A 21,155-nucleotide genomic window follows, 5' to 3' on the forward strand; every position below is an offset into this window, starting at 1 on the left:
TGTGTCACAATCTGCCAAGCGGATCGAGCTTTCAAGACGATCGTTCACAGATCAGCAACAATGAAACCGCTCTCATTTCCCAAGAGCGGTTTCACCTTTTTCGCGTTGCCTTTCCTACCCAATCATTTTTTCAATCGTCAGCTTGCGATCATGCCGCAAATCGAGGAATTCTCCCTTTCTTCGTACCAACGGGCGCATCGGTTCATCCTGATGGATAAGAATCACTTCGACTTCTTCCCCGCTGCTCAACCTCGCCTTCGCGCCTACGTACAGCAAGGCAATGTAGCGGACAAACTGTGCAACGATCTCAACGTTCAATATTCCATTACAGGCTTCCTTCCACAGAAGCTGTGCCGCCTCGAATGGGGACGTTCTCCCTTTGTACACTCGATCAGAACAGATCGCATCAAACATGTCGGCAACGGCGAGCACCTGACATTCGATCGGAATGCTCTCTCCTATTCTTTGCTCCGGATAGCCAGATCCGTCGAGTCGCTCGTGATGAAGCAAGGCACACAATGCCAACAGCTCAGACCCACCCTTCATCTCACGGATCATTTCATAGCCGTAGACGGTATGCTTCTTCATGATCGCAAATTCCTCTTCACTTAGCTTGCCTGGCTTAAGCAATATTTCCTTGGGTACCCTCATTTTTCCAATATCATGCAAAAATCCCGCTGTCCCCATGAATGCTACTCGCTCTTCATCCCATTTCATCAAGCGAGCAATGAGCGAACAGAGAATGCCTACATTTAATGAATGTCGGTATGTATAGCTGTCTGCCCCTTCTAGTACGTACAAGTTCCGGAACAAACCCAAATGCTTCGTCGATTTTTCTGCTACCTCATAAAAGATGTTGGAAAAATGATCAAGGCCCGGTGCCACGCCAACTGTCAGTCCATCGAAGAGTAGTCTCGTTTTGTCGAGAGCTTGTACATAAGCAGCAACGGTCTCAGAATCTGCCTCTAGTTGGAATAGTTGAGAAGTAACTTCCTCACCGGTTCCCTCCGTCAGACTCTGTATAATGTCAACCTCACGGACTCGTTGCTTTTGCAATAGGATCACATGGGCAGGCGTGATCGTCGTGTTTTGTCCCAGCAGCAAAATTCCTTGTTCGGTGTACAAATCAGCCGCTAAAACTTGTCCAATCAGTGAGAGATCAACAGGTGCCAAAGGCATACAATCAACCTTTCCAGTCTCCGTCTTTTTAGAGGTTGTTCAAAAAGCCGACTTTTTGAACTCACACTTTTACTCAAATTATAGAAAGGAAGAAGGTGAGTTACAATCTTTTTTTCGACAATTCATAACTTTGCTGGACGCCGGGACATTTCATAATTCGCATACATATGATATCAAGCAAATGTCAGTGGTTTTATCAAGGAGGGACGAACGTCTCATGACGACGCTGTACATCACACCAAAAGCGTGGAAACAGATTGAGCAAGCCGTACGAAAAAAACCCTCGCTGGAAACAGGAGGGGTCATGATGGGATACCCACTTGGTGAGGATAGATGGGTCGTTACGTATGCAAGTGAACCAGGCCCAAATGCGATTCACCAGCCACATTCTATTTTTTTCGATGACACGCATCTCAATAAGCTCGTCCGCAAATTAAGCAGACATCGACAATGGAAATACATTGGTGATTGGCATAGCCATACGGTAAAACGTCTTTCTCCCAGCAAAGGTGACAAGAGAACCATTTGGGCAAAAGCGTCGCAATCCATGTACATGTCCTCCTCTCCCCTCATGCTGATCGTCGGGCTAAGTAAAAACAATCAAATTAACGCAAGAGGATTCATCCTCGGAAATACTCTTCGCGAGGTTGGGAAGATTGAGCTGTATGATCGGCAAGCTCAGCAACAGCTCGGTGAAAAAGCTCCATAGCCTGGTTTTTTCCCCAGCTCGGCTGATTTTCTGCCACGACACAAATGGCGTAACGCGGCTCTTCTAACGGGGCGTACCCGAGAAACCACAGGTGGTTGTTGCCATTCGCATCCCCGATTTGCGCAGTCCCGCTCTTCCCTGCCACCTGCCAAGCGGAATTCATGAGCATCTTTCCTGTTCCCTCTGTGACGACTTTGCGCATCATTTTTCGCAATTTATTGGCTGTGACGTAGTCAATTCCGTCCAAAGAGAGCTCCTGCTCGGGGAATGTATGGAACGACTGACCATTTCGGTATGCGATCTCTTTTACCAGCCTTACTTGAGAGCTTTGACCGCCACGCAAAATCGTTACCATCATGTTGGCCGCTTGCAAAGGGGATATTCGTACATCCCGCTGACCGATGGCGCTTTGAATCAGGACGCCTTCATCGTCGCGGGATACTCCCTCTGCAAAGACTCTACCCGGCTCTTCACCATCCAGCTGCTTGAAGTTTTTCAGTTTATACAGATTGGGCGTAACATGCCCCACTTGAGTGGTCAAGCCCAGCTTTTTTGCATATTCCTCCAACTTTTCTCCGCCCACCATCTTGGCGATATGGGCAATCGCAATGTTGCAGGACTGGGCATACGCTTCTTCCAGTGTCACACTGCCGTGACCTTCTTTTTTCCAGCAGGAGAATTGGTACTTCCCGTACTCCCCTGTACATGTGAAACGGTCAATTGGTGAAACGATTCCTTCTGCCAAGGCTGCTGCTGCTACCACTGTTTTATAGACAGAACCTGGCGGGAGTTGTTTGAATGCGCGATTCTTCCAGTCGCTTGCGTTTCCCGTGACATTCGTTTGATCATAGGTAGGGCGGCTCACAGCTGCAAGAACATCGGCTGTTTGTACGTCCAAAACGACGATACTGCCCTCTTTTAACCCTACTTGATCGGCTGTTGCCTCCATGCTTCTCTGGAGTGCTGCATCCAATGTAGTCGTTAATGACAACGGATAGTATTGATTCGACTGCTTCGTATAGCGAATATCCAACCCTCGGAGCGGTTGTCCGTGCCCATCTACATAATAGGACAAGACAGACGGCTCTACCCCCTGTAAAAATCGGTCAAAGCTTCGCTCCAGACCCGATGCTCCCAGCGTGCTCTCGGCATTCATTTTGCCGCTGGTCCATTCATCTGGATACAGCTTCTGCACCATGTCGGGATTTTTATGGATAAAACCAATCAGATGCTTGGCTACTTCATCCGCGCGGTATCGCTCTGTCACCGCCAAAGCCACAACTCCTGGGATGGCAAGTGCATTAATTTCCTCAGCCTGCCGCTCGGTGAGCATCACCAGCTTGCCGGAATCCTCTCGCATGAGCAGCGGTACTTTTGCCTTTTCCATGGTCTCCGACAGCCGTTCCTTGGATTCTCCGGTTATGTGAGCCAATCGCTGCAAGCCATCTGTACCTTGCAGGCTCCCACGCGCCAACGGGAACAAAATCAAGGCGAGATGCTCTTCTCCGGTAAAGGCGTACCCATTTCGATCCACGATATCGCCACGCCCGCTATGCAGCACGATGCTTTGCTGTCTTTGCTTTACTGATGCCTTTACCAAATCAACGCCATGCCGAGAAAATCGATGAGGCGATCCGAGTTGAATCCACCACAAGCGCGCGACCAAACCGAGCCATAACAACGACATGGACAGCAATACAAGAAAGTGACGTCTTTTGATTCGTCGATCCAGCTGCATCGAATTCCCTCCCTGGCTTTTTTCACCAGTATTGCCGGAATGTACGCGACAGAAACAACGAACAAAGAAAAAAGCACACCGTATGTCACGGTGCGCTTTTAGGTGTTTATGATTGATTGGCGAATTGTTGCTTCTCCAATAAAATATTGCTGATCTTCGTGGACAACAGATCCAATGCTACTCGGTTGTAGCCGCCCTCTGGCATGATGACGTCTGCATATCGCTTGGTCGGCTCAATAAACTGCAAATGCATCGGTCGAACGACATTTAGGTACTGTGACACCACAGAATCGAGGGAGCGACCGCGCTCTTCGATGTCACGTACGATTCGGCGTACAATACGCACGTCCGCATCGGTATCGACGAATACCTTGATATCCATCAAATCACGAATCCGCTCATCCTCTAGAATTAGCATTCCTTCCAGAATGATGACATCCTTCGGGTCGACCTGGATTTGCTCCGGCTTGCGGTTATGCTCCTTGAAGTCGTAGATCGGTTTTTGGATCGCTTTTCCTTGCATCAGCTCTTGCAAATGCGCAAGCAACAAATCATTGTCAAAAGCGAAGGGATGGTCGTAGTTCGTCAACGCCCGCTCTTCTGGGCTCAAATGGCTTTGATCCTTGTAGTAGGAATCCTGCTCAATCATCGTTACACTGTCATTTTGGAACTGGCGGTACAGCTCCTTTGCTACAGTCGTTTTTCCAGAACCACTGCCTCCCGCTACCCCAATCAATACGGGGTTACCCATGATTCATGTCCCCTTCCTCATGATGCTTTACACATGTACGACCCTATGTTTTTACTTCTTTTTCATACTGATGGCCAACCCGTCTCCGACCGGAATAAATGTCGTTTCTAAATCAGGCCGCTCCATCAGATGTGAATTATAAGAAAGCAGCTTGTCCACCATCGGGCGCTGGCGCTTGCCCGCTTCTTCAGGGGTCGCCACCAGCCCTCGGAACAGGACGTTGTCGCTGATTACCAAACCGCCTTCACGAAGAAGCGGTAGATACAAATCGAGGAATACTCGATACTGACCTTTGGCTGCATCGATAAATAAGCAGTCAAATTGATACGACTCCGGCAGCCCTAATGTGGCGTCACGTGAGAGTATTTCCACACGATCTGCACATCCTGCTTCTTTTATATTTTCCCGTGCTCTCACCAATCGATCTTCATCTATGTCCATCGTGACAATTCGCGCTTCCGGTGCAGCTTCTGCAAGCCAAATGGTGGAATAGCCAATTGCCGTACCCACTTCAAGAATCGCTTTGGGACGATGCAGCAATAACAACATCCGCATGACTTGAGCGGACGGGAGCTGCACAATCGGAATGTTTTCCTCTGCCGCCTCCTGCTCCAGTCGCTTGAGCAGCGGAGAACGCTCGGGAACCAGGCTTGACACGTAGTCGTCAATTGCCGGATTGGTAATCATGATTTCACTCCTCTTTCGTTACAACCGAACTATTATAGCACACCTTGAGAAAGCTTGGCTACGTCAAGCGTTGTTGATCGCATGCAAAAAAAAGAGGAAACTTGGTTAGTTTCCCCTGCTTTTCTTATCGTTTGCTTCATGCTCTTGCAGTGTTTTGGAAAAGTAATGCTCGGACGTTCCATCTTTTTTCGTCACGTAGAAAAAGTAATCGTGTTTCGCCGGATTGACGACTGCTTCAAGTGAAGCTCTGCCTGGGCTGGCAATCGGCCCCGGTGGCAATCCAGGATTTGTGTACGTGTTGTACGGGCTTTTTACTTTTAGGTCTTCGAAGGTCAGACGGTCCCGTTGTTTGCCGAGAACAAATTGGACGGTAGCATCAGCCTGCAACGGCCACTTATCGCGAATCCGATTGTAGTACACGCCTGCTACAAGTGGACGCTCTTTGTCTACTGTTACTTCACGCTCAACGATCGATGCGAGATTAACCGCTTTATCCAGTGTTAAATCGTGCTGCTTCAGCTGCTCTGTCCACTCTGGCTTCCATTCCTTTTGGAATTGAGCCAGCATACGCGAGACGACATCATGTGCCGTAGTGTCTTTGTCTACCTCATACGTTTCCGGGAATAGATACCCTTCCAGACGGTGTTTTCGGTCTGCATGCTTCGGAATGGCTGCGACAAAAGGATAGTCGGGGAATGCACCTTCATTTACTTCTTTTAAGAATGCCGCCTTCTCTACAATGCCTTCTTTATCGAGATGATCTGCGATCTGTTCGACATTCCATCCTTCTGGGATCGTAAATCGGTTCGCATTGATCACCGTGTTTCCTTCCACCATGGCAGTTAGTATCTCGTCAATGGCTTGGCCGGTCGTAAATTGGTATTCTCCCGCCTTAAGATCAGGGGCCACGCCTTTATACTTCACGTAGTAATTAAATACATCGGCATTTCGGATCAGGCCTTGTTCTTCCAGTAGTCGGCCGATTTTTTGTACGGATGAACCGGACGGAATCGCCACGTTTTTCACCGTCTGTTCACCTGCTACTGGCTGTAATTGCTGGTACACGTACCACGCTGCTCCCCCCGCAGCCAAAATGATCAACAACAATAAGGCAACCAGCCACATCACAATTCGTCCGCCGCGTCTGCGTCGATGCGTCATAGGGCGGCCAGGGTTAAAATCAGGCTTCGCTGACATTGGTTTCAAGCTAGAAATCCTCCCTTTAGGGTCTCTTTATCTCCATCCCATCCATTATACAAGAGGCTTATCCAACTGTCACTTCATGGGTGATTTTGGCGAAAAAAGTCATAAAAAAGAGCCCGCCAGTTGCGGACCCTTTTCTCACGAATCTATTAAATTCCGTCTTTCTCCAAATCAGCAATCAAAGTTTCGAAGGTAGCTTCTACTTGCTCCCACTCTTCATCATCTTCGATTGGCATGAGCATATCTGTACCATCATAACGCAGGAAGTGAACCTCGTACTCTTCTTCCTCTTCCTGATCTACTGGTACGAGCACCAAATAGCTGCGGTCTTCAATGTCAAAAATGTACATGATACGAAAATCTCGCGGTTCCTCGGTACCTTCTTCCGTTAGCGCGATCACATCGCCCACTTCGAACTCTTCCATCATCTCTTCACTCATTGTGGTCACCTCGATTTCGCGTCCATATATCCTTGGAGGATTAAAGTGGCCGCCATTTTATCTATCACTGTCTTTCGCTTTTGACGGCTGACATCAGCAGAGATCAGCATACGCTCTGCCGCCATCGTCGTCAAGCGTTCGTCCCACATGTGGACAGGAAGAGACGTGCGTTCCTCCAAAAGCTTGCCAAATGCTTGGCACATTTCAGCACGCGGGCCAATGGTTCCGTTCATGTTTTTGGGCAAACCAACGACGAAAGCCCCAATTTGATACTGCGAAACTAATTCGCTCAGGCGGGCAAAATCCTTTTCCTTGGATTGTCGCTTGATGGTCTCTACTCCTTGCGCAGTCCATCCCAGCTCATCGCTGACAGCCACTCCAATCGTCTTGTCGCCTACATCCAACCCCATCAATCGTGTCATCGTTAAGGTCTACTTGCGCTCTGACAAGTAAACGGTCACCAACTCTTCTATGATTTTGTCCCGTTCCAATTTGCCGATCAGGCTCCGCGCGTTGTTGTGGCGTGGGATAAACGCCGGGTCGCCAGAAAGCAAGTAACCTACGATCTGGGTGATCGGGTTGTATCCTTTTTCCTGCAGGGCTTTGTACACCTCTGTCAATGTTTCTTGCACATCCGCCGCATTCGCTTCCTTGGGCACCGTGAATTTCATGGTATTATCCAACGAACTCACAATCAACACCTCGATTTCCTTTGAGACTCTTTTGATTACCTACTCTTTTTTGTATTCGACTCGGATTTCGTTTACTCCTGTCGATTATACAAATTTCTCGTGCAATCGCACTATTTCGCTACTGCTTGACTCTTCACGAAGTCAACCACTGCATCCAGTGCTTCTTGCAGCTTGGATGGATCCTTACCACCGGCTTGTGCCATATCAGGACGTCCACCACCGCCGCCACCGCAACGAGTTGCGACTTCTTTGATGATCTTGCCAGCGTGAATGCCTTGATCCATGAGATCTTTGGTTACACCTGCAACGAGGTTCACCTTGTCGCCATCGACCGCACCCAACACAATGACAGCGGAGCCGAGTTTGTTTTTCAGCTCATCTACCATGCCGCGCAGGTTGTCCATATCGACAGCGGAAACACGTGCAGCGAGTACATTCATGCCGTCTACTTGTTGGAGTTTATCCGTCAGCGACGCTGCCTCGATGTTCCCCAGTTTTGCACGCAGGGACTCGTTTTCGCGCTGTACTTCTTTCAATTGTTGTTGCAGACCTTCTACACGTGCAGGTGCTTCTGCCAGTACCGGTGCTTTGAGTGCTTGCGCCACTTCTTTGAGCGTAGTGAACTGCTGGTTCAAGAACTGGTAAGCGCCGCGTCCTGTTACTGCTTCGATCCGGCGTGTACCTGCACCGATACCGCTCTCGCTAACCAGCTTGAACAGACCGATTTCAGCGGTATTGTTCACATGGCATCCGCCGCACAGCTCCAAGCTGTATTCGCCCACTTTTACAACGCGTACAACGTCACCGTATTTTTCACCGAACAACGCCATCGCGCCCATCGCTTTTGCTTCAGCCAATGCTTTGTTGGAAATCTCGACACTCAGGTTTGCCCACACTTTTTCATTCACGATCGCTTCGATACGCTCCAGCTCTTCTGGAGTAATGGAGCTAATGTGAGTGAAGTCAAAGCGGAGGCGCTCCGGTGCTACCAAGGAACCTGCCTGATTGACATGCGTTCCCAGGACATCCTTGAGTGCTTGATGCAGCAAGTGAGTCGCTGTATGGTTTTGGGTGATAGCCAGACGTGCTTCACGGTTCACTTCCGCGCGAACCTCATCGCCTTTGCGCAGGGTACCTGCTTCAACGATGACGGAATGTACATTTTGACCCATTGGTCCTTTTTGTACATCTGTCACACGTGCTTTCACGATATCAGAAATCAGGAAACCTTCGTCATTGATCTGACCGCCGCTTTCTGCATAGAAAGGAGTTTGGCTCAGAACGATTTGTACGGTTTGACCTTCTTCTGCTTCTTCTACCAGCTGGTTGTCCAAAATAATCGCTTCAACTTTACCTGTTGCTACCAATTCAGTATAACCAACAAATTGGCTCGTAACCGTCAAATCAGACAATGGACCACCTTGGATTTGCATGCTGTCTACATCTTGACGTGCTGCACGTGCGCGCTCACGCTGTTCTTCCATCGCTTGATCAAAGCCATCGCGATCGACCGTCAGCCCTTGCTCGTCTGCGAAGTCTTCCGTCAAGTCAACAGGGAATCCGTACGTATCGTACATTTTGAAGACATTTTGACCAGACAGTTGTGTCTTTCCGCTTTCTTTTGCTGCCTTTACCATGTCAGACAGGATCGCCAGACCGTCGTTCAGTGTCTCGTGGAAACGCTCTTCCTCGGCACGAATAACTTTTTCGATAAACGCACGCTTTTGGACAACCTCTGGGTAGAATTCGCCCATCATCGTGCCTACTGTCTCAGTCAAGCTGTACAGGAATGGCTTCTCCACGCCCAGCTTTTTCCCCATACGTACGGCACGGCGAAGCAGACGGCGAATGACATAGCCACGTCCTTCATTGGATGGAAGCGCACCGTCACCGATCGCAAACACAACCGTACGTGCATGGTCAGCGATAACCTTCAATGCTACATCCATCTCAGGGCTTGTTTTATACTTCACTCCGGAGATTTCTGTGGTCTTTTCGATCAGCGGGAACAGCAAGTCTGTCTCAAAGTTGTTGTCTACACCTTGGATGACTGACGCCATGCGCTCAAGACCCATCCCCGTATCAATGTTCTTCTTAGGCAGCGGCGTGTAGGTACCGTCTGGATTGTGGTTGAACTGGGAGAATACCAGGTTCCATACTTCCAGGTAACGCTCGTTCTCCCCACCTGGGTACAGCTCAGGGTCGCTCGGGTCGTTTCCGAACGCTTCTCCACGGTCATAGAAAATCTCCGTGTTCGGTCCGCTCGGGCCTTCTCCGATATCCCAGAAGTTGCCCTCCAGTCGGATGATTCGCTCTTCTGGAACACCGATTTTCTTGCTCCACAGCTCAAATGCCTCTTCGTCCTCTGGGTGAATGGTAACGGAAAGCAATTCTGGATCAAAGCCCATCCATTTTGGGCTCGTCAAAAACTCCCATGCCCATTCAATCGCTTCTTCCTTGAAGTACTCACCGATAGAGAAGTTACCCAACATTTCAAAAAAGGTATGATGGCGAGCAGTACGTCCCACATTTTCAATATCGTTCGTACGAATAGACTTTTGTGAGTTCGTGATGCGCGGGTTGTCCGGGATGATTCGGCCGTCAAAATATTTCTTGAGAGTCGCCACACCACTGTTGATCCACAGAAGGGACGGATCGTCGATTGGAACCAATGGAGCGCTAGGCTCAATGCGATGTCCTTTTTCTACAAAAAAGTCGAGGAACATCTGGCGGATTTGATTGCCTGTCAGTTTCTTCATCTACATTCTCCTCATCTAAAAATAAAAAAAGTCCCCATCCCCTCAGGGACGAGAACTGATTTTCTCGCGGTACCACCCTGCTTACAGGCTCGCTACACGTATCTGAGCCAAGGCCTGTCGCTTAAGTGGCGTCTAACGGTGCCAAGCCGCCGGGTTTTGCCCGGTCTTAGGAGTAGCCTTCTGCTGCTCTTCTTTTGGTCGCCCTCTCAACCATGGAGCGCCCTCTCTGTAAAAGGTCTGCAACATACTCGTTCCCTCATTGATTTCACATAAATCACTTTGTCCATATTATAAATATTTTACCTGATCACTGTCAACTTTCATGCATCATGACAGCGATTCGGCTGACGATCACTTTGCAAACGGCAAGAATCGGGACAGCAACGATAAGCCCGATGATCCCCCCTACAGTCTCCCCTACCAGCAGTGCCAAGATAATGAGAAGCGGGTGCAAATGCAAAGAACGACCAACGATGTTTGGGGACAAAATGTTCCCTTCCACGATTTGAATGATGAGATTGACAACGAGAACGAGTAATAGAGTCTTGGTGGAAATCGTAATCGCGATCACAACTGCCGGTGCCGCCCCAATCAATGGTCCGATGTACGGAATGATGTTGGTGAGACATACGAATGCAGCCAATACAAAAGGATACGGCATGCCGATCCACCAGTAGCCCAAGTATGCGAAAACGCCTACGATCAGGGCGACAATCATTTGTCCATGTATGTATTTCCCCAAGGATTCATTAATATCACGCAGGACGATCAGCACTTGCTTCCGATAAGCCTTTGGAACAATCGACATCCCCGTCTCATGCAATTGCTTCATATCCTTCAAAAAGTAAAAAGCGATAAACGGCACAATAGCAAAAGCGAACAGTTTTCCCATCGAATGCCGAGCATTATCCACGATTTTCGATACAGAATGAGACATTCCCTCATTCGACTGGATGATCACCCGGTCCACCCCCTTCGAGATGCTATCCGGCAAGAAATACTTTCGTGCCTCCCACTCACTCATCCATGTATAGTACCAATCCATCAGGCGGGGAATATCGTCTGACAGCTCCACCAATTGTTTCGTAAAAACAGGGATGGCGTTAATGATCGCAATAGTAATCACCAGTACAAATGAGCCATAAATGAGCAGGACTGCCATTAAGCGCGGAACTCTTCTTTGTTCTAGCAATTGCACGACCGGATGGAGCAAGTAAGCGATGACGAGTCCCAATATGACGGGAACGAGCACTTCTTTTATGAGCGAAAACAACTGTGACAGGACTGGTCGGAGCAGCCAAAGCAGATTGCCGATGACCAAAAGTGCGATGAGCCAAACAGCAGCAGCAAATAGACGACTTCGCCGAAGTTCATCCACGTTCCCCAACTCCTCCCTATTTGCATACATCTTTTTTAGCTTGTCTCATTCACATTAATTTCATGTAACCTATTGACACACAATTTCGTGTTCAGTAGTATGTAATTACAAGAGGATATCTCCAAAGGGGAGTAGCTTTTTCGCAACATAGTCGTCATTACGGGATTTTTCCCCGGCTATGTTGGCAACATTTTCGTAAATGTTGTAAGCAAGACCTTTGCCGACCAGGTAAAAGGTCTATTTTTGTTTTTCCAATGACCTTTTCCTGTCCCGGGAAAGGTCGTTTTCTTTTTCGCCCCTTTACACACACTATAGGAGGTATCAAGAAAACGGCCAGCGGATTATTCGCTTCCAAAATGGATTAGGAGGAGGAAGAGAAATGGATTTATTGTTAAGCCCTGAGTTTTGGACCGCATTACTTTCTATCGTTATCATCGACCTGGTGCTGGCCGGGGACAATGCCCTCGTCATCGGGATGGCGGCTCGTAACCTGCCTGCTCATCAGCAAAAGAAAGCTATCATCTGGGGAACGGTTGGTGCAATTGTCATTCGTGCATTGGCGACACTCGCTGTCGTTTGGTTACTGAAAATTCCTGGTCTGCTGCTTGTAGGTGGTTTGATTCTCATTTGGATCGCCCTCAAATTGCTGATTCAAGATAATGGTCATGAGAATATGAAGGCAAGTGGATCACTTGGAGCAGCGATTTGGACGATTATCGTAGCCGACACAGTAATGGGCTTGGATAACGTTATCGCGGTTGCTGGTGCAGCACATGGTGATTTCCTTCTGGTAGTTATCGGTTTGATCATCAGTGTTCCGATCATGGTATGGGGTAGCACATTGATCTTGAAGCTGATCGAGAAATATCCGATTGTTATCTATATCGGTTCTGCCGTATTGGCGTATACCGCTGCGAGCATGGTAACAAGCGAGAAGTTCCTCACACCATTCTTTGCCGCTTACCCTTGGGTCAAATGGGTATTCATCGTAGCTGTTGTGGTTGGTGTCTTGTTGATCGGACGTATGAAAAGCCAACAGCAAAAACGTTTGGCAGAACAATCTTAATGCAAAGCAAGGCTCCGTCGTTTCCGCGACGGAGCTTTTTCATGTATGTCGAAAAAAAAGCACCCGAACACAGTGTATGTTCGGGTGTTTATTTACGTTCCACTTCACATTTTGTGTTAACGAGTAACGGCACGCATCAGCTTGCGACCTGATTTCCACATACGCGTTACATCACGCATGGAGAAGGGCAACTGATTCCAATTCAATGAAAACCGACTGCGACGTCGCGGAGCCATCCAATAGCCAATGATCGCCACAATTCCGCTTGTGGCTAGAACCCGCAACAGGCCTCGAATGAACAAGCGTGCCACCTCCATTGGTTTTGCCGCTCAAATCCACTACATATTCAAGTGAGCGGTTACTGTCTGATCCTCAATAAACAGATCGTTGAGCGAATGCAAAGATCCATCTTCCTCAACTTGGTAGACAGAAGCGATCTGCTCATTGGAAACGCTCATTTCTATAAAGCAGTTCCAGCAATAGTATTGATTGGTTCCAATCTTTCCTACGTCTTTGGAACTGCAATTCGGGCATATGACACGCATCACGCTTTTCCTCCCTTTCACGCCTGGCCACGAACTAGTCCGGCACGATCAGGTTTTCTTCCCCGATGATAACGGATGCTGGTGCAGGGAGGCGCTTTCGTCCTTCCGTAATATCTGCGAGCCAGCCATTCGATAGTTCGTACCCTACAAGTTTCTCCCAGTTGGCTGAAAAGTAAACGTCTTCCAGCCTCCCCAAACACTCTCCGGATGCGGTTATCACCGCTTTTCCTTTTAACTTCATCTTTCCCGTCACAATGCCGACAGGCTCAAGTCCGGCGAGATTAGGTAAGGGCGTGATCGCGTCTTTTCCCGATACGGTAAGGCAGGACTCCCCGACCGCATGAATATGTTCGGTAGGAATATAGGTGCCTGATTGGAACCAGCCCTGTTCGCTCAGCAAGACTCCTCGTACATGCCAAGTGGAGTCGCAAAGAATGTCACGCACGGTTCCAATCGTCTCCCCTGTTTGTAGGCAAACAACTGGCAATCCGACTGCATCCATTGCCTTGCGCATGTGGGACATCCCCCTTCCGCCTTGTTAGTATCAGGCGAAATAGACACGTCCATTCGGCGCAAATGGTTCCAACTTCACTCTTGCTTTAGCCGTTCCTCTAGGTAACTGTACCGTACCCCCTCCTCATCAGACTCTACAGCAGCGCGGAACGCATCCGGCTCTCCACACATGATGAGGAATGATTTGCTCCGGGTAATCCCGGTATAGACCAGCTTGCGTCTGAGCATACGGTAGTAGCTTTTGACAAACGGCATGATCACAATCGGAAATTCGCTGCCTTGAGACTTATGAACCGAGCAGCAGTAGGCAAGCGTCAGCTGATGATAATCCGAACGCTTGTACACCACTTCCCTGTTATCAAAAGCAGCGACCAGCATCTCCTGGTTCTCCGCATTTTCATTCGGGAAAAAGATGGCGACGATCTCACCCATGTCACCGTTAAACACTTGTTCTTCAGCATTGTTCACCAATTGCAGAACCTTGTCTCCAGTACGGAAAGTCGTCTCTCCGAAAGTAACTTCACGCTTTTGCGGTGTTTTCGGATTAAACAGCTCCTGCAATTCTTCATTCAACCGGTTCACACCGGCATTACCTTTATAGATAGGGGCTAATACCTGAACATCTTTTGCCGTATATCCTTTTTTTACGGCTCCGAAGCAAATTTGTTTCACTGCTTCCGGAACTTCTTGTGGCAAACTTGTGAAGAATCGCCGATCCGGGGTGGTGTGAAGCAAATCTGCCGGTACATTCCCCTTGCGTACATCATGGGCCAAGCGAATAATGGTTGACTCTTCTGCTTGCCGATAAATTTCTGTCAGCTGTACCAGCGGTAGCAATCCAGATCGAATCATATCCAACAGGACGTTGCCTGGTCCTACGGAAGGCAACTGGTCAGGGTCACCTACCATGATGATCTGCATGTCGTCTGGGACCGCACGAAACAATTGATTTGCGAGCCAGATATCGACCATGGACATTTCATCCACAATTAATAGCCGGCCACGGATTGGGTGCTCCGCGTCATGCTCGAAGCTCTCCCCTTTGTAACCGAGCAAGCGATGGATGGTCATCGCTGGTAAACCCGTAGTCTCTGTCATACGTTTTGCTGCACGTCCAGTAGGAGCCACAAGAACGATCGGGAACGGATTTTCTTCGCTGTATTTTTTCAAGTCCAGAGACAATCCATGAAGCTGAGAAAAGACACGACAGATCCCACGAATGACTGTCGTTTTCCCCGTACCAGGTCCCCCTGTCAAAAGCATCAGACCTGCTTTGATCGCCTGTTCAATGGCATCACGCTGTGTCTGGGCATACGTAATCCCCAGCTCATCCTCAACCGCCCCTAATGCACGGTATAATTCTGATGTCGGGAACGTGCCGAATTCATCCCGCTCAGCGAAGTGACGCAGTCTTTTGGCAAGACCGAGCTCGGCAAAAAACAGCGAGGGCAAATACACCCGCTCATCTTCCCAGGCAATTTTGCTCGACACAAACAGAGCTTCCACGGCCAGTCGAATATCGTCTCCAGAAAAGACGTGCCCCCCGCACTCTTCGAGAAGGCCCAGCGTTTTTTCACAAAGCTCCTCCACAGGCAAATAAACATGTCCTTCTGAATACGAAGCCTCCTGTAAGACAAAGAGGGCCGCCGCCTTCACACGTTCTTCTGAGGAAGCAGCGATTCCAGTTGCTCGTGCAATGTCATCTGCCCGCTTAAAGCCGATTCCTACGACATCCTCAATCAACCGATAAGGCTCTTCCTTCAACACTGTCATCGTTTCCAGCTTGTAGGTCTGATAAATACGCAGTGCCATGTTCACACCAATGCCGAAGTCGTACAAGAAAACCATGGCACTTTCCAAGGAACGATGCTCGACTACTGAATCATAGATCGTTTTGGCACGTTGTTCAGAAATGCCTGGTACCTCAGCCAATCGCTCCGGGAAGTCCGCGATAATTGACAGCGCATCTACCCCGAGCTGCTCGACAATTCGTTTGGCCATCTTCTTTCCAATCCCTTGAAACAAGCCACTGGCTAAGTAGCGCTCAACCCCGGCCAATGTTTTTGGCGTTTCACGTTCATAGCGATTTGCTACGTACTGCTGCCCAAAACGAGGGTGTGTCTTCCATTCACCGTAAAAGGTGTACAGCTCATCTGGATGCGGGCGAGGAAAATTACCAACAATAATGACCTCCGATTCTTTAATCGATTCGGTAGTCTCTTCTATCTTAAGACGGATAACTCCGTACCACGTTTCTTCCTTGTAAAAAATTTCTTGAGAAACAAATCCTCTAATGAAGTTTTCTGCAAACAGCGAGATTGACTGCTGCTCGTCCATCTAAACGCCTCCTTACATAAAAACCGTTCCAGAAAGGAAAAATCCACTTCTCTTGAAAGTGGATTTCTCATATGCTCATCTTAAATTGTAAATCGTTTTACTTGTTCTGACAACTGCTCGGCCATTTTCGCAAGCGTTTCTGATGCTGCCGTCATTTCCTCAGACGTTGCTGACTGTTCTTCAGACGCTGCTGCCACTTCCTGCGTATCTCTGGCCGCTATTTCCGCAAGTCCAGCTATTTTTTCGGAGTGACTCACCAATTGAACTGTATCGCGATGAATCGCTTGGGCTGCATCGTTCATACGATGTACTTGCTGGCTGACGTCTTGAACGGCCACCAATATTTGCTGGAAGCTGTCTCCTGCCTGCGCCACTCCTTCGCGTCCATCCTGTATAGCGACTGCAGTCGTTCCCATTTCCGATACAGCCGCGAGAATATCTGTATGGATCGTATGAATCAAGCTTGCGATTTCTTCTGCAGCCTCACCCGATTGCTCAGCCAGCTTACGTACCTCTTGGGCCACAACCGCAAAGCCGCGTCCCTGTTCCCCCGCCCGTGCAGCCTCGATGGCGGCATTCAAAGCCAATAGATTCGTCTGGTTGGATATTTGACGAATGATCGTGATGATTCCGATGATTTGCTCGGATTGAGAGCCAAGCTCGCGGATAACCTGCTCCGTTCGACGGGCATGATCCGTGATTTGATCCATTTCTTGTACGAGCTCGTTCAGCTTGCCTTCCCCAACCTGTGCCATTCGATTTGCGTCTGTCGCGTCAGCATTTACTTGAGAGGTCGAGGCCGCAATGAGTTGGATATCTTCTCCGATGCGAGACAAAAAGCGTACTGTATCCGTCACCGTTTGTTTTTGTTGTTCGGAACCTGTAGCGATTTCCGAAGAAGCCATAGAAATCTGTTCGGAGGCACGGGCACTTTCTGTCGCACTCGCTGTTAATTCTTCCGAAGCTGCCGCGACCTGTTGAGCTACTCGCTGCACCTCGTTGACCATGCTGCGAAATACCCCCATCATCTCGTTGTACATCGACGATAATTCCCCGAGCTCATCCCGGGAACGTACAGTCACATGCGAGGTCAAATCTCCTGTCTCTGCACGCTTCATTGCCGATACCAACTCTTTTAGCGGTCGTACCAGCTTGTTGACAATAAAAATGCCTGTGACGAGCGCTAAGGTAGCACTCACCAGGTTGAGGAGAAACATCATCGGACGACTACTCTCAATCGTCGTCAGCAAATCATTCTCGTAGCTGCCAATGGCTAAAATCCACCCGTTTGGCAGCTGCTGATACGCCGCCACTTTGGTAGAGCCTCCAAATTCATATTCGATCCAACCGTTTTTTTGAGCGAGCATGACTTGCGTGAATTCTTCATTCGCCAAAGAGGTATTCTCGACTTTCGGGTCTGGATGAAAGATGGCAATTCCACTCGCATCCAAGATATAGGCGTAGCCAACCATACCATTTGGCTTGTAGTAGTGCTCGGCCACTTCACGTGTTAGTTCGTTAATTTTCTGTCTGTTTCCCTCACTAATCGTTGCATCTTGAGCGTAAACAGCTAGCTCGCGTGCCTTCATTTCCGTTATGTATTGCAAGTCAGATACAGCCAGCTTATATAGCGCGCTGCGTGCATTTTCAAATTGGATATAGCCGACGACCATTAATGGAAGCATGGTTAGGATGAGTATCGTAAACACCAGTTTGTAGCGAATAGAGTAGCGTCTGGCCAACATGAAAGTCCTCTCCTTATCGGATGATCCGAATTATAATAGTTCTTCAGGATTAGTACTACAGAATCATTCTACCATCCTCTTCCACAATTCACCACAAACTCCAATAAGAAACCCACTTTTGCTCAAATGAAAAAACCGCTTGGCTTCATCCAAACGGCTTTCATCCTTCTTTATTCGCGTACCAAACGCTTTACAATCGCAGCAATCGCTGTAGCAGCCTGCTTTGCCTCTTCCACTGTATTCGTAATCCCAAAGCTGAAACGAATAGCTGAATGAGCAATCTTCTCGTCCACATGCATCGCTATTAGCACGTGTGACAGCTCTAATGATCCGGATGTACAAGCTGAGCCACTCGCTGCTGCAATCTTGGCGATATCCAGATTCATCAGCATGGTTTCTGTATGAACACCTGGGAAGGACACATTTAAAATATGCGGCAATGCCTGCTTGCTATGTCCATTCAGGCAGAACGTAATTCCTGCTTCCTGCCAGACTGCGATCATCTCTGCTTTCATCTGCCCATACTTTTCAACCCGCTCGGCCATTTCCTCGCCAGCGACCTTTGTCGCTTCGGCAAACCCAACAATCCCGGCCAGGTTTTCCGTTCCCGCTCTGCGCTTGCGTTCTTGTGAACCGCCATGCAAAATGGGGGAAAACGGAACCTTACGCGCTAAATACAAAGCGCCGACTCCTTTTGGACCATTAATTTTATGAGCGGATACCGAGAGCATATCAACAGGCAGCTTCCGTGCATGGATAGGAAGTACACCAAAAGCCTGTACGGCATCCGTATGAAAAACAATCCCTTTTTCACGCAGGAAGGTACCGATTTCCTCGATTGGCTGGATCGTTCCTACTTCGTTGTTCCCGTACATAATGGACACCAGTACCGTATCCGGGCGAACCGCTTGTTTCAGGTCTTCCAAGCGGACCATGCCTGTCTGGTCAACGGGCAAGTATGTCACTTCAAATCCTGCCTGCTCCAAAAATTCACAAGCATGCAAGACTGCATGGTGCTCGATTTGCGAAGTAATGACGTGACGACCACGTTCGCGTTGTGCCATTGCAGCGCCGATGATTGCCATATTGTCCGCTTCTGTCCCGCCACTCGTAAAGATGAGCGCTTGCGGATCAGCATCCATAAAGTCGGCAATCGTGTCCCTCGCATGCTCCAGCGCTTTTCTCGCTTCGCGACCTGCACCATGGACACTAGATGGATTACCGTATACTTGAGTCAAATAGGGAGTCATAGCAGCAACTACCCGCGGATGGACAGGCGTAGTAGCTGCATGGTCAAAATACATTAGATCTGACACTGCTGTCACCTTCTACCAACTTATATTCTAGATATAAAACATATAATTATCGCCAGGACCATCGTCTTCAAAGCTGATTAAGTCCTGAAGGGATGTCGAATCCAGAACAGCAGAAATACTATCCCGAATGCGCAGCCATAAAAAACGCTTAGCCGGATCTTCTTCCTCTGCAAATTCCACGGGGCTGATCGGTCCTTCCAGCACGCGAATCACATCGCCAGCAGAAATCTCATCCGGCTGCTTTGCCAGAACGTAACCGCCATATGCGCCACGAATGCTTTTTACCAAACCCGCGTTACGCAGAGGTGCAATCAATTGCTCCAAATAATGCTCGGACAAATCGTGTTTTTGGGCGATGCTCCGCAGTGAAGTCGGCCCTTCTCCGCAACGGTTGGCCAATTCCATCATGATCGTCAGCCCGTAACGTCCTTTCGTCGAAATCTTCACGTTAACAACTCTCCTCTTTGTATCGGTAATACGCGCCGGCCCCCCTACATGTCCTCAGTATCGTGGGACACACTAACATCTTAGGGGGTGATATGCAGATGACGACGAACAAACGCTCGGAACGAGGTCGCAACCACCCGTCCGACACCTTGTACGACCAACCCGCAGGCACGATTGCTCACAAAGCCCGTTACGGTGCGAGTGAGCAGAGCAAACAACCGAATGAAAACGGTGATTTGCCCAATAAACCAGGCGGAAGTGTCCGCACGTAAATGGTAGCTCCCCCTATTATTCGGGGGAGTTTTTCCTTGGCAATCCACTTCCATCCATCTTCTGTCTTTCTTCCTGGAAGCGGCGAATGTGACGCTCATAGCCGTGGTCCTTTGGCTGGTAGAACGAGTAGTTTACACCGTCAGGCAGATACTGTTGAGGTACATACCCATAGGGATAGTTATGCGGATACAGATATCCCTGACCGTGTCCCAGCTTCGCAGCTCCCTTGTAAGCAGAATCTCGCAGATGAATCGGTACTTGCTTATGACCATCCGTTCGGATACGATCCAACGCAGAATTAATTCCGTTGTAAGCGGCATTGCTTTTGGGGGCGGTTGCCAGGTACGTCGTCGCTTGTGCTAAAGGGATACGCCCTTCAGGCATTCCCACCAATTCTACCGCCTGAAAGCAGGAAATCGCAACTGTGATCGCTTGCGGGTCAGCATTTCCGATGTCCTCTGAAGCCGAAATGACCAAACGGCGAGAAATGAACCGCGGATCTTCTCCAGCATCGATCATTCTCGCTAGCCAGTAAAGAGCTGCGTCCGGATCAGAACCACGAATGGATTTAATAAAAGCGGAGATTGTGTCGTAATGGTTGTCCCCACTCTTATCGTAGCGTACAGCCCTGCGCTGAATGGATTCTACAGCGACGTCCAGCGTCACGGTAATTCGCCCATCCGCTCCTGGTTGTGTTGTTGTCACTGCCAGCTCCAATGCGTTCAGCAAACGTCTGGCATCCCCTTCCGCGTATTGAATCAAATGCTCTGCCGCTTCCGGTTCTACGGTGACAAATAGCTCCGCCAATCCATTTTCTTCATCAGTAAGTGCCCGATCCATGACCTGCTTCAATTCCTCATGAGAAAGCGATTGAAGGGAAAACACTTGTGAACGCGACAAAAGCGCCGGATTCACCTCGAAAAAAGGATTCTCCGTCGTAGCGCCAATCAAAATGATCGTGCCTTCCTCCACGTAAGGAAGAAGGGCGTCCTGTTGCGATTTGTTGAAGCGGTGAATCTCGTCTACGAACAACGTTGTCCGCTGACTGTCCATGACGAGCCGCTCCTTTGCTGCATCCACCACTTTACGGATGTCAGCGACACCAGCCGTAACGGCATTTAACTCGGAGAAATGCGTGCGTGTGGTTCGGGCAATGACTTTTGCCAGCGTTGTTTTCCCTGTACCTGGAGGTCCGTAAAAAATGACAGAGGACACTTGATCTGCTTCGATCGCTCGTCGGAGGAGCTTTCCAGGAGCCAAAATATGCGATTGCCCGATTACATCCTGAATCGATTGTGGCCGCATCCGTGCAGCCAATGGCTTCTGTTTGCCGCCACCCTGCTGGTCGTAGGCAAACGTGAATAAATCATTCATGTT

At 49.0% G+C, this 21,155-nt stretch carries 21 protein-coding genes; 3 read left to right on the top strand and 18 right to left on the bottom strand.

Annotated features, from left to right (window positions below):
* Positions 1 to 114: 114 nt before the first annotated feature.
* Positions 115 to 1,179 carry an HD-GYP domain-containing protein gene (locus ACFVS2_RS10345; protein ID WP_390233540.1) on the bottom strand — a complete coding sequence of 355 codons (1,065 nt, stop codon included), beginning with the start codon at positions 1,177 to 1,179 and terminating at the stop codon, positions 115 to 117.
* A gap of 217 nt (positions 1,180 to 1,396) precedes the next feature.
* Here ACFVS2_RS10345 and ACFVS2_RS10350 point away from each other — a divergent pair, with 217 nt between their 5' ends.
* On the top strand, positions 1,397 to 1,888 hold the full coding sequence (locus ACFVS2_RS10350; RefSeq protein ID WP_173618879.1) for a Mov34/MPN/PAD-1 family protein: 492 nt from the start codon (positions 1,397 to 1,399) through the stop codon (positions 1,886 to 1,888).
* Here ACFVS2_RS10350 and ACFVS2_RS10355 read toward each other — a convergent pair.
* From ACFVS2_RS10355 to ACFVS2_RS10395, 9 genes are all read right to left on the bottom strand, one after another.
* Positions 1,800 to 3,626, bottom strand: a complete 1,827-nt coding sequence (locus ACFVS2_RS10355) for a peptidoglycan D,D-transpeptidase FtsI family protein (RefSeq protein WP_390233544.1) — start codon at positions 3,624 to 3,626, stop codon at positions 1,800 to 1,802. The genes ACFVS2_RS10350 and ACFVS2_RS10355 overlap by 89 nt on opposite strands.
* A gap of 106 nt (positions 3,627 to 3,732) precedes the next feature.
* A complete protein-coding gene (gene udk, locus ACFVS2_RS10360) occupies positions 3,733 to 4,377 on the bottom strand; it encodes a uridine kinase (RefSeq protein ID WP_173618881.1) in 645 nt (214 codons plus the stop codon).
* A gap of 51 nt (positions 4,378 to 4,428) precedes the next feature.
* Entirely contained in the window at positions 4,429 to 5,064 is a 636-nt protein-coding gene (locus tag ACFVS2_RS10365) for an O-methyltransferase (RefSeq protein WP_007727930.1), read from the bottom strand.
* 105 nt (positions 5,065 to 5,169) lie between these two features.
* Positions 5,170 to 6,270 (bottom strand): endolytic transglycosylase MltG, encoded by a 1,101-nt coding sequence (gene mltG / locus ACFVS2_RS10370; protein WP_390233547.1) that lies wholly within the window; start codon positions 6,268 to 6,270, stop codon positions 5,170 to 5,172.
* Between the two features lie 146 nt (positions 6,271 to 6,416).
* Entirely contained in the window at positions 6,417 to 6,707 is a 291-nt protein-coding gene (locus ACFVS2_RS10375) for a DUF1292 domain-containing protein (protein ID WP_007727932.1), read from the bottom strand.
* A 5-nt stretch (positions 6,708 to 6,712) separates the two neighbouring features.
* Positions 6,713 to 7,129: a Holliday junction resolvase RuvX gene (gene ruvX, locus ACFVS2_RS10380; protein WP_064200790.1), complete on the bottom strand. Its 417-nt coding sequence runs from the start codon at positions 7,127 to 7,129 to the stop codon at positions 6,713 to 6,715.
* A 9-nt stretch (positions 7,130 to 7,138) separates the two neighbouring features.
* Positions 7,139 to 7,399, bottom strand: coding sequence for an IreB family regulatory phosphoprotein (locus ACFVS2_RS10385; protein ID WP_007727936.1), 261 nt, complete (start codon positions 7,397 to 7,399; stop codon positions 7,139 to 7,141).
* Between the two features lie 110 nt (positions 7,400 to 7,509).
* On the bottom strand, positions 7,510 to 10,158 hold the full coding sequence (alaS, locus tag ACFVS2_RS10390) for an alanine--tRNA ligase (protein WP_390233552.1): 2,649 nt from the start codon (positions 10,156 to 10,158) through the stop codon (positions 7,510 to 7,512).
* Between the two features lie 313 nt (positions 10,159 to 10,471).
* Positions 10,472 to 11,536 carry an AI-2E family transporter gene (locus tag ACFVS2_RS10395; RefSeq protein WP_173618885.1) on the bottom strand — a complete coding sequence of 355 codons (1,065 nt, stop codon included), beginning with the start codon at positions 11,534 to 11,536 and terminating at the stop codon, positions 10,472 to 10,474.
* A gap of 379 nt (positions 11,537 to 11,915) precedes the next feature.
* On the opposite strand from ACFVS2_RS10395, the gene ACFVS2_RS10400 reads away from it, so the two are divergent.
* Positions 11,916 to 12,602, top strand: a complete 687-nt coding sequence (locus ACFVS2_RS10400; protein ID WP_007717619.1) for a TerC family protein — start codon at positions 11,916 to 11,918, stop codon at positions 12,600 to 12,602.
* 116 nt (positions 12,603 to 12,718) lie between these two features.
* Here the strand turns inward: ACFVS2_RS10400 and ACFVS2_RS10405 are convergent, their stop codons facing one another.
* The 7 genes from ACFVS2_RS10405 to cymR all read right to left on the bottom strand — a co-directional run bounded on the left by ACFVS2_RS10405 (position 12,719) and on the right by cymR (position 19,505).
* Positions 12,719 to 12,913: a hypothetical protein gene (locus tag ACFVS2_RS10405; protein WP_228088569.1), complete on the bottom strand. Its 195-nt coding sequence runs from the start codon at positions 12,911 to 12,913 to the stop codon at positions 12,719 to 12,721.
* Positions 12,914 to 12,940: 27 nt separating this feature from the next.
* On the bottom strand, positions 12,941 to 13,147 hold the full coding sequence (locus tag ACFVS2_RS10410; protein WP_007717618.1) for a hypothetical protein: 207 nt from the start codon (positions 13,145 to 13,147) through the stop codon (positions 12,941 to 12,943).
* A 34-nt stretch (positions 13,148 to 13,181) separates the two neighbouring features.
* Positions 13,182 to 13,661 carry a PRC-barrel domain-containing protein gene (locus ACFVS2_RS10415; RefSeq protein WP_173618886.1) on the bottom strand — a complete coding sequence of 160 codons (480 nt, stop codon included), beginning with the start codon at positions 13,659 to 13,661 and terminating at the stop codon, positions 13,182 to 13,184.
* A gap of 74 nt (positions 13,662 to 13,735) precedes the next feature.
* Positions 13,736 to 15,997, bottom strand: a complete 2,262-nt coding sequence (gene recD2 / locus ACFVS2_RS10420; protein ID WP_390233555.1) for an SF1B family DNA helicase RecD2 — start codon at positions 15,995 to 15,997, stop codon at positions 13,736 to 13,738.
* 80 nt (positions 15,998 to 16,077) lie between these two features.
* Positions 16,078 to 17,742, bottom strand: a complete 1,665-nt coding sequence (locus tag ACFVS2_RS10425) for a methyl-accepting chemotaxis protein (RefSeq protein ID WP_390233558.1) — start codon at positions 17,740 to 17,742, stop codon at positions 16,078 to 16,080.
* Positions 17,743 to 17,912: 170 nt separating this feature from the next.
* Positions 17,913 to 19,058, bottom strand: coding sequence for a cysteine desulfurase family protein (locus ACFVS2_RS10430; protein WP_390233560.1), 1,146 nt, complete (start codon positions 19,056 to 19,058; stop codon positions 17,913 to 17,915).
* A 27-nt stretch (positions 19,059 to 19,085) separates the two neighbouring features.
* The gene (gene cymR / locus ACFVS2_RS10435) at positions 19,086 to 19,505 is read right to left on the bottom strand and encodes a cysteine metabolism transcriptional regulator CymR (RefSeq protein WP_007717608.1); all 420 of its coding nucleotides are present in this window, start codon (positions 19,503 to 19,505) and stop codon (positions 19,086 to 19,088) included.
* Positions 19,506 to 19,603: 98 nt separating this feature from the next.
* Between cymR and ACFVS2_RS10440 the strand changes: the two genes are divergently transcribed.
* A complete protein-coding gene (locus ACFVS2_RS10440; protein WP_173618890.1) occupies positions 19,604 to 19,777 on the top strand; it encodes a hypothetical protein in 174 nt (57 codons plus the stop codon).
* A gap of 16 nt (positions 19,778 to 19,793) precedes the next feature.
* Here ACFVS2_RS10440 and ACFVS2_RS10445 read toward each other — a convergent pair whose 3' ends face one another.
* Positions 19,794 to 21,152 carry a replication-associated recombination protein A gene (locus tag ACFVS2_RS10445; protein ID WP_390233561.1) on the bottom strand — a complete coding sequence of 453 codons (1,359 nt, stop codon included), beginning with the start codon at positions 21,150 to 21,152 and terminating at the stop codon, positions 19,794 to 19,796.
* Positions 21,153 to 21,155: the final 3 nt, after the last annotated feature.

The sequence above is a fragment of the Brevibacillus sp. NPDC058079 genome (assembly GCF_042885155.1).
GTDB lineage: Bacteria > Bacillota > Bacilli > Brevibacillales > Brevibacillaceae > Brevibacillus.

Coding starts and splice junctions, on each gene's coding strand:
- ACFVS2_RS10345 (WP_390233540.1), bottom strand. CDS start 1,179: ATGCCTTTGGCACCTGTTGATCTCTCACTGATTGGACAAGTTTTAGCG.
- ACFVS2_RS10350 (WP_173618879.1), top strand. CDS start 1,397: ATGACGACGCTGTACATCACACCAAAAGCGTGGAAACAGATTGAGCAA.
- ACFVS2_RS10355 (WP_390233544.1), bottom strand. CDS start 3,626: ATGCAGCTGGATCGACGAATCAAAAGACGTCACTTTCTTGTATTGCTG.
- udk (WP_173618881.1), bottom strand. CDS start 4,377: ATGGGTAACCCCGTATTGATTGGGGTAGCGGGAGGCAGTGGTTCTGGA.
- ACFVS2_RS10365 (WP_007727930.1), bottom strand. CDS start 5,064: ATGATTACCAATCCGGCAATTGACGACTACGTGTCAAGCCTGGTTCCC.
- ACFVS2_RS10375 (WP_007727932.1), bottom strand. CDS start 6,707: ATGAGTGAAGAGATGATGGAAGAGTTCGAAGTGGGCGATGTGATCGCG.
- ruvX (WP_064200790.1), bottom strand. CDS start 7,129: ATGACACGATTGATGGGGTTGGATGTAGGCGACAAGACGATTGGAGTG.
- alaS (WP_390233552.1), bottom strand. CDS start 10,158: ATGAAGAAACTGACAGGCAATCAAATCCGCCAGATGTTCCTCGACTTT.
- ACFVS2_RS10400 (WP_007717619.1), top strand. CDS start 11,916: ATGGATTTATTGTTAAGCCCTGAGTTTTGGACCGCATTACTTTCTATC.
- ACFVS2_RS10410 (WP_007717618.1), bottom strand. CDS start 13,147: ATGCGTGTCATATGCCCGAATTGCAGTTCCAAAGACGTAGGAAAGATT.
- ACFVS2_RS10415 (WP_173618886.1), bottom strand. CDS start 13,661: ATGCGCAAGGCAATGGATGCAGTCGGATTGCCAGTTGTTTGCCTACAA.
- recD2 (WP_390233555.1), bottom strand. CDS start 15,997: ATGGACGAGCAGCAGTCAATCTCGCTGTTTGCAGAAAACTTCATTAGA.
- ACFVS2_RS10425 (WP_390233558.1), bottom strand. CDS start 17,742: ATGTTGGCCAGACGCTACTCTATTCGCTACAAACTGGTGTTTACGATA.
- ACFVS2_RS10440 (WP_173618890.1), top strand. CDS start 19,604: ATGACGACGAACAAACGCTCGGAACGAGGTCGCAACCACCCGTCCGAC.
- ACFVS2_RS10445 (WP_390233561.1), bottom strand. CDS start 21,152: ATGAATGATTTATTCACGTTTGCCTACGACCAGCAGGGTGGCGGCAAA.